The 16696-nt window shown below is 70.3% G+C and carries 14 protein-coding genes; 4 read left to right on the top strand and 10 right to left on the bottom strand.

The genetic code is table 11. From position 1 onward, the window contains the following. Positions 1 to 42 precede the first annotated feature (42 nt). The 4 genes from AB0G15_RS19970 to AB0G15_RS19955 form a co-directional block, all read right to left on the bottom strand. Positions 43 to 1317 carry a glycosyltransferase gene (locus AB0G15_RS19970; RefSeq protein ID WP_362841653.1) on the bottom strand — a complete coding sequence of 425 codons (1275 nt, stop codon included), beginning with the start codon at positions 1315 to 1317 and terminating at the stop codon, positions 43 to 45. Beyond that, positions 1314 to 3554, bottom strand: a complete 2241-nt coding sequence (locus AB0G15_RS19965) for a glycoside hydrolase domain-containing protein (protein WP_362841777.1) — start codon at positions 3552 to 3554, stop codon at positions 1314 to 1316. The genes AB0G15_RS19970 and AB0G15_RS19965 overlap by 4 nt, the downstream gene beginning before the upstream one ends. A 278-nt stretch (positions 3555 to 3832) precedes the next feature. Further along, positions 3833 to 4489, bottom strand: a complete 657-nt coding sequence (locus tag AB0G15_RS19960) for an RloB family protein (protein ID WP_362841650.1) — start codon at positions 4487 to 4489, stop codon at positions 3833 to 3835. Next, positions 4455 to 5798: an ATP-binding protein gene (locus tag AB0G15_RS19955; protein ID WP_362841647.1), complete on the bottom strand. Its 1344-nt coding sequence runs from the start codon at positions 5796 to 5798 to the stop codon at positions 4455 to 4457. The genes AB0G15_RS19960 and AB0G15_RS19955 overlap by 35 nt, the downstream gene beginning before the upstream one ends. Positions 5799 to 6885: 1087 nt before the next feature. On the opposite strand from AB0G15_RS19955, the gene AB0G15_RS19950 reads away from it, so the two are divergent. Together AB0G15_RS19950 and AB0G15_RS19945 are read left to right on the top strand one after the other, a co-directional pair. Continuing rightward, on the top strand, positions 6886 to 7821 hold the full coding sequence (locus tag AB0G15_RS19950; protein WP_362841644.1) for a sigma-70 family RNA polymerase sigma factor: 936 nt from the start codon (positions 6886 to 6888) through the stop codon (positions 7819 to 7821). Between the two features lie 200 nt (positions 7822 to 8021). After that, positions 8022 to 8861 carry a GNAT family N-acetyltransferase gene (locus AB0G15_RS19945; RefSeq protein ID WP_362841641.1) on the top strand — a complete coding sequence of 280 codons (840 nt, stop codon included), beginning with the start codon at positions 8022 to 8024 and terminating at the stop codon, positions 8859 to 8861. A 176-nt stretch (positions 8862 to 9037) separates the two neighbouring features. Here the strand turns inward: AB0G15_RS19945 and AB0G15_RS19940 are convergent, their stop codons facing one another. The 4 genes from AB0G15_RS19940 to AB0G15_RS19925 all read right to left on the bottom strand — a co-directional run bounded on the left by AB0G15_RS19940 (position 9038) and on the right by AB0G15_RS19925 (position 13213). Continuing rightward, entirely contained in the window at positions 9038 to 10033 is a 996-nt protein-coding gene (locus AB0G15_RS19940; protein ID WP_362841638.1) for a sigma-70 family RNA polymerase sigma factor, read from the bottom strand. 65 nt (positions 10034 to 10098) lie between these two features. Then, positions 10099 to 11148, bottom strand: coding sequence for a phosphotransferase (locus AB0G15_RS19935; RefSeq protein WP_362841635.1), 1050 nt, complete (start codon positions 11146 to 11148; stop codon positions 10099 to 10101). A 104-nt stretch (positions 11149 to 11252) separates the two neighbouring features. Continuing rightward, a complete protein-coding gene (locus tag AB0G15_RS19930; protein WP_362841632.1) occupies positions 11253 to 11984 on the bottom strand; it encodes a hypothetical protein in 732 nt (243 codons plus the stop codon). A 374-nt stretch (positions 11985 to 12358) separates the two neighbouring features. After that, entirely contained in the window at positions 12359 to 13213 is an 855-nt protein-coding gene (locus tag AB0G15_RS19925) for a helix-turn-helix transcriptional regulator (protein ID WP_362841629.1), read from the bottom strand. Positions 13214 to 13365: 152 nt separating this feature from the next. Between AB0G15_RS19925 and AB0G15_RS19920 the strand changes: the two genes are divergently transcribed. Together AB0G15_RS19920 and AB0G15_RS19915 are read left to right on the top strand one after the other, a co-directional pair. Then, positions 13366 to 13971 carry an NAD(P)H-dependent oxidoreductase gene (locus AB0G15_RS19920; protein ID WP_362841627.1) on the top strand — a complete coding sequence of 202 codons (606 nt, stop codon included), beginning with the start codon at positions 13366 to 13368 and terminating at the stop codon, positions 13969 to 13971. Between the two features lie 159 nt (positions 13972 to 14130). Then, on the top strand, positions 14131 to 14625 hold the full coding sequence (locus AB0G15_RS19915) for a hypothetical protein (RefSeq protein WP_362841624.1): 495 nt from the start codon (positions 14131 to 14133) through the stop codon (positions 14623 to 14625). A 188-nt stretch (positions 14626 to 14813) separates the two neighbouring features. Here AB0G15_RS19915 and erm read toward each other — a convergent pair whose 3' ends face one another. Together erm and AB0G15_RS19905 are read right to left on the bottom strand one after the other, a co-directional pair. Then, entirely contained in the window at positions 14814 to 15644 is an 831-nt protein-coding gene (erm, locus tag AB0G15_RS19910) for an ErmE/ErmH/ErmO/ErmR family 23S rRNA (adenine(2058)-N(6))-methyltransferase (RefSeq protein WP_362841621.1), read from the bottom strand. Positions 15645 to 15924: 280 nt separating this feature from the next. Continuing rightward, entirely contained in the window at positions 15925 to 16605 is a 681-nt protein-coding gene (locus AB0G15_RS19905; RefSeq protein WP_362841618.1) for a GAP family protein, read from the bottom strand. Positions 16606 to 16696: the final 91 nt, after the last annotated feature.

The following is a 16696-nucleotide window of genomic DNA, read 5'->3' as shown; positions in this document are numbered from 1 at the left end:
GTCGAGGCCGGGGAACCACCGGCCGCCGGGGTCGTGCCGAGGTCAGCGGGCCCCGGCGGCGAGCGCCTCCTGCGGGAACAGGTCGTCGAACACCGCGGCCCGGTCGAAGGCCATCGCGCGGGTGCGGGCGCGGAGCTCCAGGTCCCGCCGCTCGGCGGCGGGCATGTCCAGGACCACCCGGTCCACGGCCGCGGCCAGGCCGCCGACGTCCCTGGGCTCGACGATGACGGCGGTGTCGCCGACCGCCTCCAGGGTGCCGCCCGTCCTGGTGGTGACGATCGGTCCACCGCCGGCGAGCATCTTCTCGGCCAGGGCGATGCCGAACGTCTCCACGAAGTCGGGCTCGGGCCTGGTCGGCAGGACATAGGCCGCGCAGCCGCGCATGAGCAGCGGCTTCTCGTTGTCGTCGACATCGGTGAGGATCACCACCCGGTCGTCCTCCTTGGCCAGCGCCCGCACCTCCTCCAGCGCGGGCCCGGTGCCGGCGACGACCAGTTTCACGCGTGACCGGCAGCGCATCCGGCCGTAGGCGGCCAGCAGGTCGTCGATGCCCTTGGCCCGGGTCACCCGGGACAGGAACAGGATGTACCCGTCACGCTCCAGCCCGCGTCTCGCGAGCGCGGCGTCCACGTGCGCCGGGTCCAGGTCGAGGAAGGCGGCGGAGTCGATCGGCGGGTAGCTGACGGTCACGCGGCGCCGGCACTGCTCGGCGAACGTGGTGCCGCAGTGGGCGTCCACCTGCTCGGCCGAGGCGACGATCTCCTCCCGGGTGTACTCGGAGACCGCGACGACCTCGTCGTTGGCCAGGAACGTGGTGAACAGCACGGTCGCCGCGCCGAACCGGCCCTCCCGCAGGCACGACCGGATCACGTTGGTCACGTCGGAGCCGACCGCCTTCGCGACGGTGTGCACGTCGGGCGCGAACCCGGCCGCGCGCGCGGCCCCGACCGCGTCCACGACCACCGAGGCGTGCGGGACGGTGTACATGGACAGGCAGGTCGTGGGCACCGGTTCGGCGAGCAGTTCGACGAGCCGGCCGGTGAGCCCGGCCTGGTGGCGCCCGTCCGGCACCCGGTAGTCCCCGACCGGCTCCGGGCGCTCCACGGTGATCCCCGGGCTGTACGGCAGCAGCCGGTCGAGCGGCTTGAGGGGCAGCCCGGCCGCCTGGAGCGTCGGGATCGTCCAGGTCAGCAGTCGTACGTCGTCGAAACCGCGGGTCAGCGCCACCTCGGCGAGGTTGCGGGCCTCGCCGGAGTGGCCGCAGATGACCGGGTCGGCTCTGACCACGATGACGAGACGGCGGCGGGGATTGGTCATCGTGTTTCCTTCGATGTGGCGGGCGGATCGGAAAGGGACGGCGGGCGGGCCTCCCGCCCCCACCCCGACGGCTCCGGGCCCAGCCGCAGGTGCAGCACGCCGCCCCGGTGCACGGTGGCGGCGCTCAGGTGCGTCGCGTGCAGAGGTCTGCCGTCGAGGGTCGCCGACTGGACGTACTGGGCCGGCAGGTCGTGATCGACGCCGTCGACGCCGATCGGCGTCTCGCGGTGCCCGCTGGTCTCGACGACGAACTCGCCGCCGCCGGTCCTGAGCACGGACCTGGCGAACGCGGGCGCGTTGACCAGGAACAGGTTCTGCCCGGCGATCGGGAACAGTCCCAGGGAGGCCCAGACGTACCAGGAGCTCAGGCCGCCGGAGTCGTCGTTGCCGGGCAGCCCGCCGGGTCCGGTGCCGAACTGCCAGGTCAGCGCCGCGTGGACCACCCGGGCCGTACGGTCGGGCCGCCCCGCGTAGTGGTAGGCCCACGGCGCTTCCATGTCGGGCTCGTTGTTCAGCCCCTCGAACCGGTTCAGGGCGTATCCGGCCGCCATCTCCGCGGCCTGGGGGCGCAGGCCGGGCTGCGTCACCGGCGCGGCGCCGAAGCCGAAGAACCTGTCCAGCATGCCGACGAAGGCACGGTCGCCGCCGGCCAGGGCGATCCGCGCGGCCATGTCGTGCAGCAGCCGGAACGAGTAGTTCCACTTGCCACCCTCGTAGAACTCCGAGTCGCGCAGCAGACCCGTGCCCGGGTCGAAGGCGTTGGACCACTGGCGGCCGCGGTCCTCGAGGTCGTCGGCCAGGCGCCGGTCGTTCATCGCCCGGGCGACCTGTGCCGTGCAGTGGTGGCCGTAGGCGAGGTCGAGGGTGTGGGTGATCGGGTGCACCACCCCGTGCTCGAAGAAGTCCTCGCCGTACAGGCGGCGCAGGTCGTCGACCATGTGCACGAGCGCCCAGTTCCAGTCCAGGCCCGCCCGGCCGAGGGCGTGGGCGTCCGCCAGCGCGGTGTGCGCGAGCGCGCTGGCCTGGCGGTAGAACCGGTCGGCGCCGCGGGCCATCCGGTAGCCGACGGGGAAGTTCCCCTCCTCCTCGCAGACCCGGATCAGCGACTCCAGCAGGTCCGCGGCCCGGTCCGGGACGATGGCCGCGAGCAGCGGCAACTGCGTCTTGTAGATGTCCCACATGGTGCACACGTCGAACGCGAACGGTCCGGGGGTCGGCCAGAACGGGCTCTCGTCGTCGGCGAAGCACGGCTTGATCAGCGAATGGTAGAGCGCCGTCGCGAACACGGTGCGCCGGGCCGGCGTGCCACCCTCGACCTGGACGCGGCCGAGGTGGTCGCCCCAGCGCGCCCGGGTCCGGGAACGCACCGCGTCGAACGCCGGTCGCGCGTGCCCGCACTCGCTCTCCAGGTTCTGCCGCGCCTGGTCGCATCCGCGCAGCGAGAACCCGAGCCGCACCTCGATCGTCTGCCCCGCCTCGGCCGGGCCCATGAAGAGCATGCCGAAGGGCCGCAGCGTGGTGTGCCGGATGCTGTCGAAGTCCAGGCGGGTGCCGCCGTCGATGAGCCGGCGGTCGTACCAGAGCATCTGCCGCCAGCCGGGGCTGTCGACGTCCAGGTACACCGACAGCGGGACGCCCTCCATCACCACCGTGCCCTGGGCCCGGCCGTGGCCCATGCTCTCCACCTGCGCCCGCAACGGCACGGTACGGCCGTGCTCGATGGCCAGGCCGCCGCAGGACAGGTCGATCACCACGCGGGCGCTGCCGTGCTCGGGGAACGTGTACCGATGGACGGCGACCTTGGTGCCCACGGTGAGCTCGCAGCGGACCCCGGTGTCCAGGGTGGCCGCGTAGTAGCCCGCCTCCGCCACCTCGTCGCGCAGCGGCCAGGCCTCTCCCAGCGCGTCCAGCGGCTGCACCATCGGGGTGACCCGGACGTAGTTGTAGTACTTGCGGATCGCGCCGGTGCCGGACTGCTGGAAGTGGCTGAACCCGGACGCCTGCAACCGCCCGAACATCTCCTCGGGCACGCCCTCGGTGTTCTTGGTGTACCTTCCGTAACCGGTCGGGTACGCACCGGAGTAGGCGCAGGCCGACACCATGCCCAGCGGCGACGTGGCGCCCGGGTGAGTGTTGCCCACCTGGGGTTTCGGCCACCACCAAGTGGCGGCCAGACCGTGTGCCCGAGGCAGGTCGGTGGCCGCTACGCCGATGAAGGGGTCAACGTTGTCGAGGATGGCGGAAATCTACCCAGTGTGATGTCGCCGTAGGTTTCGGCCAGGTGAAATCCTTCGTCCGGCGCTACGAAAAGGGCCGGCGGGCTGGCCCCCGTCGAACTTTGATCTTTCGTCGTCGTACGAAGGCGGCGAGGAGCGAGGGTGGCCGCCCTGGCCTGGATCCCGTCTTCACGATCGAGCTGTCTTCGCAGGCGGCCTGATGGGGATTGCCGGAGAATCGAGATTCACGGGCTGGCCGTGATTCATACACCGGTCGGTGGTACACGCCGCTGTGGTTGCTATCGCGTTCGAGGTCGTTCCGAGCTGTCCACCTGCTTGTGGAGACGGTCGACAAGTTCCCAGACGGAAGCGAACGGGTTGCGGTCCACCAATCGGGTTTCGTCCATGTGGATCTTTGCGAGCGATTGCGCACGCTCTCGTGCGATCTCATAGTTGCCCAAGAGCGCCACCGGGTCGAAATCCTTACCGCTCCGGGTGTAGCCACAGGCGCCATGCGTTTCCAGCAAGTTGCACGCTTCATCTGTGGTGAGGTATCCGCGCCGTTCTCTGGCGTGGAGAAGCAGCCAAAGCTCGAAGCAAGGGTTTGAGATAGCGCATTTTATGCCGTTTTGGTTGGCTAGAACCAGTGCCTTCTCCAAGGAGGCGTGAGGCGTGGGAGCTTCGACATCGACCACACACCAGACTTCGGTGTACTCGGCGTGCTGATCCATCGCAGACTGGGGCGCCCGATCTCGATGGTCGACAGCGGCCCTGACCAGTTTCAGCGGCTCACCGTGCGCGGACCCCAACCGAATCCCGGGGATCCGGAACTGGCGTTTCAGAGCCGCGAAGTAGAGGCGCTCGGTCACCTCTCCCTCGAAGTAGATGAGGAAGCGGTCTCTCTCCGGCAGGTTCTGATTTTTACGCTTCAGGGGCCTGCTGCGGCGGATCGACATGCGAACCAGTGTGCCGACTCAGGTCCTCTTCGAGGAAGGAATCGTCAAAAATGGGCACACCCCTGTAGCGGCCGAGGAGGTAGCCGCGTAAGACGCTGTCCAGTCCGTCTCTGACGTGGTAACGAGTCAACGGGTGAAGCTCTGTCGCCCCGTCCGGCGTGCGGTCCGTGAACCATACCTGGTCGCGCCTGAGTCTCGCCTTCGTCAGAGAGGACAGAAGGGTCACGTCATGCGTATTGAAAACCAGTTGAGCGCCGTTCTTGTTGAAAGCGGGGTTTTGGAACAAGTTAACGAGCTCTCCTGCCAGGAGGGGATGCAGAAAGGCGTCCAGCTCGTCTACCACGACTAGTCGCCCCAGTGAAAGTCCTTGCAGGATCGGCCCTAGAAGGGCGAACCAGGCGCGCGTTCCGCTGGACTCGTGCGCCATCGGCAGTATGTACTCGCCACTCCTCACCTGGTGAACAAAGTCAACCTTCGGGGGGGCTTGGAACTCGACGTCCTCGCCGAGGGGAAGATCTGGATCTATTGCGCTCAGCAGCGCAATGAAACCGTCACGTACCTTCTTCTCCATCTGTCGAGGTTCTTGCTTGACGCCGGTGATTCCGAAATCCGCATGGCTGAGCAGGCGCAGAACGCCATCGCGATCGTGTGCTTCTAGCTCGCGCAGGGTCTGTGACAAGTTCAGCCAAGGCTCGCCTGCATCGATGTAGATGATCTGGTTCTCGAACCAGTGATATATCTCTGTGAGCTGGGGATGGTTGTTCGCGGCCGCGGTGGACAGATAAAGACTGTTCGGCCGGACCAATTCGGTGATGGACTTTTTTTTGCCCTTGAGATGTTCGCCGAACCGGATCGATTCACCATCGGGTCCCGATCTTTCAAACAGGACGCGGCGGACTCTCCGTTGTTGTTTGGTGAAGCTGTACAGCCACTCGCCCTGCACGGCTTCGTCGTTCAGGGCGAATCCGTACTCGTAGTGAACCCCGTTGAGGGAAATGTCGACAGAGAATTCTGATTCTTTCTTGCGGCTCTCGTCGTCGAAACGGAAGCTGTTGCGGCGGATGGCGGAACCGGGCTTCCATCTTTGATGGGAGTTCTCGACGGCGCTCGCCGCGAAGCGCAGGGCCTGCAGCAGGTTCGACTTGCCCGAGGCGTTGCCGCCGTAGATCGCCGCAGCGGGTAGTACGGACAGATCCTCTTGAAGGGGACGCTGCGCCGCGATCTCGCTGTGCTCGTCCAGGGCGACCAGGCTGAGCTCCTGCTCGTCGCGCAACGATGCGTAGTTGGCGACACGGAAACGGAGAAGCATCTCTCCTCCTGTCAGGCGGACTGCTCAACGGGCTGGGGGGCGAGTCTACGCACCCTGTACCTCAATACATGAGGATTATGGCTCTAAAACCTAGAGGAGGATAGGGGCTTAGGTCTGCTTGTAGCAAAAATTGCTGTGACTCGCTGTTAGAGCCCATCTCTTCGAAGTCGCCGGATGAAGGTTCCCGCATCAAAAAAAGCCGCCTTGAACAGGGCGAACGACACATATCGCACTTGTGATACGCCCCTTAGGTGCCTTCTTGCCCATAGGGCACGACTTCAACATCGGTCCAGGTGGTTGGGGGCGTTTAAATCTAACCACTTGTTCGAAAAACCGGACATTCAACTATGTATCATGACAATTCACTCAGCTGGCAGTGAGTGTCGCAGGCGGAGCGGTAAAGACCGGAGTGTCATCCGCCGGATGGCGACCCGTGGCAAACACCCGAAAGGCGTGACGTCCAGCTGTGAGAGTCGTGTGCATGGGTTTCTCCTGCTCTTCTCGCGCTCCAAAGCGACCGTCGCATCCACGGTCTTTCGCCTGCCGCCCCCGCTGTCGCACCGAAAGTGATCCGCGCTTCACGACGACATGTGAGTAGGCGAGGGCGCTTGCTCACCGGGGCGTCGAAAGACGGTGAGACCTGACGGGGCCGGTGGAGGAGCGCGTCACGCGACCGGCCATGATGAGCGGCGCCGACACACCGCGTCCGGCCCGGGTCGTGTTCGCCGTGGAGGACGACCGGGTGATGATCGCCGTCGACCGCAAGCCGAAGATGACGAATCTCCGGTGGCCGCAGAACATTCAAGGCCGGCCGGGAACAGGGAGGCGACACAGGGGAGAGCGCGCCCCGGCTCCTCGGTCCCTTTCACCGCGAAGGCCAACGGGCCCACCCGTTCCCTTGGACGGGGACGGGGACGGGGACGGGTCCGGGGCGGCCCTGCCGGCGACAGGCGATGCCGTCAAGAGGTCGCGCGTGGACCGGCTGGTCGAGGTCGCGGGCGCCGGTTCCGGCAGCTCGTTTAGGCATATAGGTGCCAATAGCCGCAGGTAAGGGGATTTTCGATACTCTCAGGGTATGGGGGGCGGGGTGCCGGCAGAAGTCGATCTGGTTCGCGAGGCGCAGGCCGGCGACGTCGGCTCCCTCGGGCTGCTGCTGGCCCGGTACCAGGCGGACATGCGCGCGGTGGCGCTGGGCGTCCTGGGCCGTGTCCCCGAGGCCGAGGACGCCGTCCAGGAGGCCGCCCTGGTCGCGTTGCGCCGCATCGGGGACGTCCGGGATCCGCGCGCGGTGGCGCCCTGGCTACGGGCGATCGTCCGCAACGTCTGCCGGATGCACCTTCGAAGCAGGAAAGCGGTGCCGGTCGGTGATCTCGAGTCGCTGGTGCTGCCGCGCGGTGAGCCCGATCCCGGGGAGCTCCTGGACCGGTACGCCACGCGGGACTGGGTCTGGAGCGCGGTGGAGGAGCTGTCCCCGAACCTGCGGCTGGTGACGATGTTGCGCTACTTCACCGACGTGACGGCCTACGAGGACATCGCGGAGCTGTGCGCGGTGCCGGTCGGCACGGTGCGCAGCCGGCTCAGCCAGGCCCGCGCCAAGCTGTCCGGGGCCCTGCTGGCGACCGCGAACCTGGCCCACGACGACGTGGCGGTGCTGACCGAGGCGCGCCGCAGGGAGGCCGAGGAGACGCTGCGGGCCGCGCGCCGCGGCTCGTTCGCCGAGGCCCTGGCGGCGCACTGGTCCCCGGAGGTGGACATCACCTGGTCCCGGGGCAAGCGCACGAAGGGCTTCGACTACCTCGTACGGGCGATGAACCGCGATCTTGACGACGGCGTGCACCAGCGCCTGACCAATGTCGTGGCCGGTCGTGAGGTGGTCATCTGGGAGACCGACCTGGTGAATCCGCCCGACGACCCTTTCCACTGCCCGCCGGCGGCCGTGTGGGTGCAGTTCCTGGAGGCGGGCAGGGTGCGGCGGTTCCGGCTGTTCCATCTCCCGCGCGACGCCGGTGTCCCGGGTGCGTAGCGCTGATCCGTCACGGCGGGGCACGGCGGTGTGCGGCCGGTTCCCGTGAATTCGCGGACGGATCGAACTTCCGGGGTGGCCGGTGCATCTTGCAGGCGTAAGGTCCCGGGGCGCGAGTCGCGTGAACGCGAGACGCGGCCACGGGGGTGTCGAGGGATCCGATGCATCCGGTGCATCCAGTGCATCCGAGGGGAAACAGCATGTCGCAGGACCGGTTGACCGCTCTCGCCGAAGGCGTCGAGGCGGAGTTCATGTACCAGTACGAATCGTTGGCACCGCCGTCCGCCACGTCCACGCTCGGGATCGCCACCACGCGGATCGGCGGCGGTGTCGCCCTGTCGATGCGGCACGACGTGACGGGCTACTGGAGCAAGGCGCTGGGCTTCGGCTTCGAGGAGCCGATCACCCACGATCTCGTCGACCGCGTGGTGGACTTCTACCGGGCGGAAGGCAGTCGGGGCACGGTCATCCAGATCGCTCCGTCCGTGCTGCCGCCGGACTGGGACGACATTCGTACCAGGCACGGCATCAGCCCGGGATCGTCCTGGGTGAAGCTGTCGTGCCCGATCGACGCCTTCCGGCCGGGCCGGACCGGGATGCGCGTCGGGCCGGTCGGTCCCGACGCAGCCCTGGAGTGGGCCTCGGTCGTCCTGCGGGGGTTCGGCATGCCGGAGGAGGGGCTCGCCGAGATGCTGGCGGCCAGCGTCGGGCATCCGGCCTTCCGGCCGTTCGCGGTCTGGGACGGCGACGAGATGGTCGCCGGAGCCAATCTCTTCGTCCACGGGGAGATCGGCTCCCTGAACGCCGCCTCGACGCTGCCCGGCCACCGCAACCGCGGCGCGCAGTCGGCCCTGCTGGCGGCCCGCGCCAAGGAGGCCGCGAACGCGGGCTGCCGCCGGCTCGTCGCCGAGGCCGGGCTGCCGGCGGAGGGCTCGGCCAATCCGTCGCTGAACAACATGCTCGCGGCCGGGCTGCGGCCGCTGTACGACCGGCAGAACTGGATCTGGCGGCCGGACGCCGGCCCGGCCGGCGAGTCGTGATCCGGCCGTCGGTCCAGGACTGTCGAGCCAGGACTTTCGGCCCGGGACCGTCAGTCCGGGACCGCGCCGCAGGTGATGTCGATCGCCGTACCCGTCATGGTGCGGGCCAGGTCGGAGGCGGCGAAGACGGCCACGTTGCCGACGTCCTCCAGTGACGCCGCCCGCCCGATGCCGTGTCAGTCCGCGATCTCGGTGGGGAGGCCGAACAGGGGGAAGATCTCCGGCGTCAGGAACGAGACGACCTCGGCGATCCTCGTGCCCCGCGGCGCGAGCAGGTCGAGCCCGGCCGCGACGTAGACCTTCCTGTCCTCGTCCCACGCGTAGGTGCCGAACGCGAGCTGCCCGTTCGCGCGCGCCGGCAGGAAGCGCCACCGGCAGGTCAGCGGCCCCTCGACCAGGAAGGCCCTGATCTCCTCGCGGCCCTCGTACCATTCCGGCAGCGGCGGCATCGCGTACCTGGCGTCGTCGGTCAGCATCGCCACGATGGCCTCGACGTCTCCGGCCTCCCACGCGGCCGCGTACCGGTCCGCCAGCTTCCGGAGCCCCTCCTCGTCCGGGGAGCGCGGGCCGGTGCCGGGACGCCGGGTGCCGAGGGTCCTGCGGGCGCGCTGCAGCGCGCTGTTGACCGACGCGACCGTGGTGTCCAGCAGGTCCGCGACCTCGCGCGCCGGGAACCCGAGGACCTCGCGCAGGACCAGGGCGGCCCGCTGGCGAGCCGGCAGGTGCTGGAGCGCGGCGACGAAGGCGAGTTCCATCCCCTCGCGCGCCACGTAGCGGGCCTCGGGGCCCGGCCTCTCGTCGGGGTACGGCCCGACCCACGAGGTCTCGGCGAGCGGCGCGGCACCCGGGCCGAAATCGGTGGGCAGCTCCCGGCGACCCCGGCTTTCGATCAGCGTCAGGCACCTGTTGGTCGCGATCCTGTACAGCCACGGCCGGATCGAGGAGCCGCGCTCCTCGAACCGTTCCAGGCCCCGCCAGGCGCGCACCAGCGACTCCTGCAGGGCGTCCTCGGCGTCGTGGACCGATCCGAGCATCCGGTAACAGTGCGCGTGCAGCTCACCGCGGAACGGGTCGACCAGCCGCCCGAAGGCGTCGGGGTCGCCCCTCCTCGCGGACTCCAGCAGCCGCGCTCCGGGCGCGTCGGTCCCGGATTCCCGCTCGACCTCGCTCATCCCGCGAAACCCTACCGGCGAACCCCGGCGAGCCCCGGCGGGCGGGGCGGGCGGAGCGGGCACCTTCAGGCCCCGAGCGCGAGCCACGAGTCCGCCGCCAGGGACGCGAAGGAGTCCAGTGGCGCCCTCGCGAACTCGCCCGCCCGCGCGTGGCCCTGGAGGCGGATCGACCGCTCCCACACCAGGGTGCGAGCGATCTTGCCGACCCGGCAGGCCAGCTCCAGCTCCTCGACGAGTTCCGCGTGCGGGGCGAGGTCGCCGAACACGCCGAGGTAGGCGTCCCTGGCGCGCAGGATCGCCGGGTCATCGGGGGCGAGGCCCAGCTGGAGGTGCAGGAATCCCAGGGCGACCAGCATGCTGGCGAACGGGTGGGCCACGACGCTGTCGCCCCAGTCGTGGAACCGTACCCGGCGGGCCGGAGCGGTCCCGGTCACCAGGATGTTCCAGGGGTGCAGGTCGTTGTGGTCCAGGCTCGGCGGTACGGACGCGGCGGCGAGCCGCTCACTCCACGAGACGAAGGTGGCGCGCATGGCGGTCACCCGCCGGTGGGCCTCCCTGTCGGACGTGTCGCCGTAGCGCTCCACGTACTTCCCGACCGCGTGCGCCGCCTCGTCGAAGCGCCGCGGCATGACGGCGGCGCGCATGTCGGTGACGCCGATCGGCGGCAGGTCCTCGACGTACGGCATGAGGTCGCGCTGGAGCCGGCCGTACTCCGGCAGGGCCGTCACCAGGGCGTCGGCCAGGGCGGTGCCGTCCACGCGGTCCCCGAGCGGTGTCCCACCGTCGGGCAGCAGGACCCAGCCGCGCTCGACGCCGACGGCGATCGGGGGCGGGATCCGCTCCGGCGCGACCCGCAGCAGGAGCCGGTAGAGCCCCACCTCGAACGCGGTGTCCGGTCCGGGGGCCTTCAGCCACACCGGGCCTCGGGTGGTGGGTGCCCTGAGCACCGTCCCCCACGGCCGCAGGTGCGGCTGGGTGACCTCGCCGGTCCGCTCCGTCCCCGCCTCGGCGAGCCGCTCGTCCAGCCATGACACCGCGCCCTGCCGCCAGGCCGCCGAGGACCAGAGCGCGGTTCCGTGCCCGGGGTCCGTGCCCGGGCGTTCCCCGTGTGTCATGCCTGCCTCCTGTGAGCCGACGGGTTCCGTCGCCGCGTACAACCCGCGGGAGTCCGGGAAATCATCGCCGTGGCCGGACACGCCGGGCCGGGAGGGGGCACGCGCTAGTCGAAGAACTGCCAGATGCTGAACCTTCGCACGTAGAGGGGAGTGGAGTCGCGGCCGAGCACCCGGATCCGCCGGATGCGGGTCTGCTGGTTCATCGTGACCTTCACGCACTTCAGGCACGCCTCGTGGAACCCCGGCAGGGCGAAGTAGGAGATGGACGCGGCGCGGTGCCCCAGCCCCCGGTCGGAGAGCCCCAGCCCCACCTCCCGGTAGAGGCGTCTGGACCCCTTCAGGTTGAACGCGGTGGAGCCGATGAGCGCGTGGTTCGACTTCGGGGGGCAGTGCACGAATATCCGGACGTGGCTGGCCTGGCGGGGCCACAGGGGCAGGACGCGGAGCGAGGGGACCTTCTTCAGCCACGGGGGGATGGTGTTCCTGCCTCCGAAGGGGGGCAGCGAGACCGTGTGGTCGGTCCTGGTGCTGAGGGTCGCGGTCGCGGTCGCGGTGGCACCGGAACTGGCACTGGCCACCGGGGTCGGGGTGGCCATGGGGGCGGGGGTGGCACCGGGCGCGGTCATGGGCGTGGGCGTGGGGGTGGCGCCGGGCGCGACGGCGGGCGTGGGGGCGGCGTCGACGTCGACCGTGACGGCGGGTGCGCGCCCGGGGGCCGTGGCGGCGGGCGTACGCGCGGGACCGGGCGGGGGAGGGGGTGGGGCGGCCGGTCCGGCCGGGCCGCTCGGGCCCGCCGTGAGAACGGCCGCGACTGCGATTCGTATGGCGAGACGCATACGTTCCTCCTGCCGGACGCCCGGGTCGCTGTACGGTCGTCCCGTGGTGTGACATGGGTGCCGGTGGAGGGGACCTGCCCGGGGACGCCCCGGATGAGGACGTCACATGTGGGGCCTGACCAGGCTGATCGTCTCGATTATGTCGGTTGGGGCGCGCAACGGAGGGCGCCACGCTGATAGGGCCCCCGACCCGGGCGGCGTGGCCGGAAAGGCTCGCGGGGCCGTGGCCGGAAAGGCTCGCGGGGCCGTCGTTCACACGAGAGGCCGTCGAGGCCGTTCCGCCGCGCCCCGGAGGAGGCCGTCCGGCGGCGTACTCGCGTGTTCACCCGGCCCGTACCGGTGTGCGGCGTGCTCCGTGTCAGCTGGAGACCGTGTCAGCTGGAGACCGCGCGCAGGGCGCCCGGGTGGCGGCCGGTGAGGCGGTCGAGCGCGGCGGAGGTGGCGCTGTCGGCGGGGAGATGGACGATGAGGCGCTGGTCGTCGTCGGCGGGCAGTTCGAGGGTCTCGTACGCCAGGCGCAGCTCACCCGCGTCGGGGTGGACCAGCCGCGTGACGCCGCTGGACTTCGGGAGGCCGGGCAGGGTGTCCACCCGCCCGGCGAAAGCGGCCCCGGCGGTGACGGCCAGCTCGTCGGCCAGCGTGGCGATGTGCCAGTCCGCCCGGAACGGCCCCTGCTTGAGGGCGGCGACCTGCTCGTCGGCGACATGGTCCCAGTCGGGGTAGGCGGTCCGCGCCCGGCTGTCGGTGAACACGAAGCGGGCGAGGTTCGGCGGGCTGCCGTCCAGCAGGCCGATCGGCCCGGCCAGCCGTTCGTAGCCCGCCGTCCAGGCGAGGATCTCGCTCAGCCGGTTGAGCAGCAGGGCGGGGGCGGGCTCCAGCCGGTCGAGCAGTGCCCGCACGGTGGGACGGACCGCGCGGGCCGGCATCGTGGCGCCCATGCAGGTGAAGCCGCCGTCGGCCGACTTGGCGAGCCGGTGCAGGTGGACGCGTTCGCTCGTGGTCAGCCGTAGCGCGGCGGCCAGAGCCGAGAGCACGGGCGCGGACGGGTGGCGGTCGCGTCCCTGTTCGAGCCGGGTCAGGTACTCGACGCTGACCCCGGCGAGCGTGGCCAGCTCGGCCCTGCGCAGGCCCGGCGTGCGGCGGCGGGGGCCGGTGGGCAGCCCCACCTCGGCGGGGGTGACGGCTTCGCGGCGGATGCGCAGGAACATGCCCAGCTCGTTGTCGCTCACGTTTCGAACGTAACAGCCGTGGCCGCCGTGGTCGTGGCCCTGCCACTACCAGTCTTGGCCCGGTCTTCCTGGTCTCCGCCCCGCCCGGCAGGTTGGGGAACGTGACCTTCACGGTCACCTCGGACCTCGAACCCCCGACAGGGAGCACGACCATGCCCAGTGAGACCCTCAACCTCGCAGTGATCATCGGCAGCGTCAGGGAGGGCAGGTTCGGCCCGGTGGTCGCGAACTGGTTCACCGAGCGGGCCGAGCGCCACGGCCGGTTCACGGTGGATCTCATCGATCTGGCGGACACGCCGCTGCCGCTCGAACTGCCGCCCCTGCCGCCGGCGCTCCAACCCGACATGGCCCGTCCGGCGGAGATGGCGGACCTCACCCGGCGGATCGAGGCGGCCGACGCGATCGTCGTGGTGACGCCGGAGTACAACCGGAGCTTCCCGGCCTCGCTGAAGGCCGCCATCGACTGGCACTACACCGAGTGGGAGGCGAAGGCGATCGGCTTCGTCGGCTACAGCGGGGGGAGCGGCGGCCTCCTGGCGGTCGAGCAGCTGCGCCAGGTCTTCGGCGAGTTGCACGCCCACACCGTCCGCGACTACGTCACCTTCCCCCGGTACTACGAGCTGTTCGGCCCCGACGGCGCCCTCAAGGATCCCGAGGGCCCCGAGCGCGCCGCGAAGGCGCTGCTCGACCAGCTCCTCTGGTGGGGTTCGGTCCTGCACGACGCCCGCCGCGACCGCCCGCGCGTCACCGCCGGGTAGGGCCCGCCGGAAAATCCGTTTGCCGCAGCCGTACGCCGGGTTAGGCTGCCGTCACGCTCTGGTCGATCTTCATGGATCTCATGGACCTTCACGGAGCCTTCAAGGAGGAGGTGGGGCGCTTCTGGAAGACCGGACGTCATATCCCGGAGGGGTGACCGTATGACAATGTTCGTCCATCTCACGGCGGCGAAGAACATCCGATCGGTGCGGCGGGCCGGAATCGGCGCGCGAAGCCGTGGCCGCGACGGTCTGCCGGGTCTGTTCTGCCTGCCGGTCCTGCCCTCCTACCAGCTCACCCACCAGTGGGTCCGCGAGCTGAAACGCGGTGGACGCCGTACGCTGACGGCCGTCGACTTCCGGGTGCCCGACGACGAGCCGGTGTTCGTGGGCCACTACGGGCAGGAGCACGAGCTGCTCCCCAGCGCCGAGGCCGCCGCCCTGATCGCCGGGTGCGACGACGCCCGGGGATACGAGGTCTTCATCCCCCGGGCGATCACCGCGAAGGAGATCCACCGCGTCCGCGCCGTGAACCAGGTGACCGGCTGGAGATACATGCCCAAAGCCCACGGCAGGCGTCCGTGTCCGTGTCCCTGCTGCCTCGCGCCCGGCGAGTACGGCGCGGCCAAGATCCGCCGGGCGGCCATGGGGGCCTGAGGCTCCGTGAGCCCCGGGTGGGCGGACGAGGACCGGCGGACGGGAGACGTCGTTTCCGGGGGTTCCCGTTCGTCGTGAAGGTGGTGGGAGCCCGGGTCCGGCCGATGGGGCGGGCCGGACCCGGGCGGTCCCGGATGTCCGATCGGACGGGTGCCTCGGTGGACGGGTGTCCGATCGGACGGGGTGCCTCAGTGGAGCAGCGCGAAGAGCGTCAGCCACCGGTCGGGATGGACGAACGCCACCACGGCGTCACGGTCCACCCGCGCCTGCGCGAACGCGGCGTCCACCCGCCGGGCCGCGTACCGCATCCGCAGCGAGGCGTGCAGCGAACCGCCCAGCCCGGTGAAGCCGTACTCGACGAACTCCCGCCAGGCCGCGTCCCGGCCGCCGGCGAGCAGCGGGACGGGGCGCGACACGATCCGCAGGATCGCCGAGTCGACGGCGGGCACCGGCCGGAAGCTCTCGCGGCCGACCTGCCCGGCCAGCTCCCAGGAGTGGCCGGGCCACGTCAGCACGGTCAGCTTGCTCCAGCGGCCGAAGTCGCCGGAACGCTTGCGCGCGTACTCCAGCTGGGTGAGCAGGGTCGCCGAGGTGAGCGCGGGCGCGCGCAGGCACCAGCCGACGATCCTGGAGGTGATCGAGTAGGGGATGTTCCCGGCGACCGCGAACGGCTCGCGCGGGACCCGCGCGGTCAGGAAGTCGCCCCTGACCACCTCGATCCGGTCGTCGTCGCGGGTGCGGGCGGCGAGCCTGCCCGCGTACAGCGGGTCGATCTCGTACGCCACGACCCTGGCGCAGCTTTCCGCGAGGGCCAGGGTGAGAGCACCCTGGCCCGCGCCCGGCTCCAGGAGCAGCCCGTGCGATCCGACCGCCCCGGCCATCCGCCGGACGGCCCGCGGGTCGACGAGGAAGTTCTGCGAGAGGGTGCGCCTGGCCCGGTCGCGTTCACCGCGGCCACCCTCGTTCCTGACCTTTCTCTGGGTGTGTGAATGGTTTCCGTGCGCGAAGGAGTGCGTCACAGCTTTCGCCCTTTCGGGTCCGAGGTGAGGAAAGGTCTCGGAGGCCCTGGGCGCGCATCGGGGACGCGTGGAGAACGGAGGAGAGGTGACGCGTCCCTAGCGAGCCGGAGCCCGGCTGCCGCGGGGACGGATCACGTAGCCGACCATCTGGGCGGCGAAGCACATGCACATGGCACTAGACGGTACGGCCCGTCTCGCTGCCTCGCAACGGGTTTTCCACCGGCGCGGCCTGAACAGGTTTTCCGCCGGGGCGGGCCGGGGGGTGCCGGGGGTACCGGGATCAGCCCCCGAACAGGCGCGACGCCGCGTCGCGGGCGACGAAGAAACCGACGATGCCCAGGGTCCAGCCGAGCGCGGAGGCCGAGTGCCTGCGCATCCAGGCGCGCAGCCGTTCCAGCTTCGGGTCGAGCCGGCCTCCGGCGACGGTTTTGACGCCGAACAGCACGAGCGGCGGCAGGATCATCACGAGCACGTAGCCCGCGAGCAGCGGCACCCACTGGACGGCGGGCAGGTTCGCGCCGGTCATGAAACCGATCGCGCCGAGGTAGGGGATCATCGTCGCGACCTCCAGCAGGGCGGCGGTCAGCCCCAGGAGGATCATCGCCCCCGGCCCGCCGAGGCGGGGCTCCCAGCGGCTCGGTCCCTCCTTCTCCCTCTGGCGCTTGGAGTCGAAGCGGAAGCTGAGCAGGAACAGCCCCACGCCGATCGCCAGCTGGATCCAGTAGGCGGTGCGGCTGTACAGGGCCTCCTCGAAGGCGGCGAGGGCCGCCCCCAGCCCGAGCATCAGCGCGACGCCGACGCCGAAGTAGAAGGTGGCGACCGTGGCGAGGTAGACCAGCAGGCGGCCCGCCGGCGACCGGTCCGAGGCGAGCAGCAGGTAGAGGGGAATGCCGAGGGTCCCGAAGCTCGTGCTGTCGACGAGCGCCAGCGCTCCCAGGGTCAGTACCAGTTCGATGGTCAACTTCGCTCTCCGTCGGTGACGCCGGGGGCGCGGTGGCCCCGCGTGCCCCGCGTATCCGCGGGCGCTTCCGGCCATGACCATGGGAGCGGGT

This window comes from Streptosporangium sp. NPDC023825, assembly GCF_040639575.1.
GTDB lineage: Bacteria > Actinomycetota > Actinomycetes > Streptosporangiales > Streptosporangiaceae > Streptosporangium.
This window is presented reverse-complemented; position numbering and strand designations above follow the sequence as displayed.

Excerpts from the sequence above, each read along its gene's own strand:
- AB0G15_RS19945 (WP_362841641.1), top strand. The coding sequence starts at position 8,022 with ATGTCGCAGGACCGGTTGACCGCTCTCGCCGAAGGCGTCGAGGCGGAG.
- AB0G15_RS19920 (WP_362841627.1), top strand. The coding sequence starts at position 13,366 with ATGCCCAGTGAGACCCTCAACCTCGCAGTGATCATCGGCAGCGTCAGG.
- AB0G15_RS19930 (WP_362841632.1), bottom strand. The coding sequence starts at position 11,984 with ATGCGTCTCGCCATACGAATCGCAGTCGCGGCCGTTCTCACGGCGGGC.
- AB0G15_RS19970 (WP_362841653.1), bottom strand. The coding sequence starts at position 1,317 with ATGACCAATCCCCGCCGCCGTCTCGTCATCGTGGTCAGAGCCGACCCG.
- AB0G15_RS19940 (WP_362841638.1), bottom strand. The coding sequence starts at position 10,033 with ATGAGCGAGGTCGAGCGGGAATCCGGGACCGACGCGCCCGGAGCGCGG.
- AB0G15_RS19935 (WP_362841635.1), bottom strand. The coding sequence starts at position 11,148 with ATGACACACGGGGAACGCCCGGGCACGGACCCCGGGCACGGAACCGCG.
- AB0G15_RS19915 (WP_362841624.1), top strand. The coding sequence starts at position 14,131 with ATGACAATGTTCGTCCATCTCACGGCGGCGAAGAACATCCGATCGGTG.
- AB0G15_RS19955 (WP_362841647.1), bottom strand. The coding sequence starts at position 5,798 with ATGCTTCTCCGTTTCCGTGTCGCCAACTACGCATCGTTGCGCGACGAG.
- AB0G15_RS19960 (WP_362841650.1), bottom strand. The coding sequence starts at position 4,489 with ATGTCGATCCGCCGCAGCAGGCCCCTGAAGCGTAAAAATCAGAACCTG.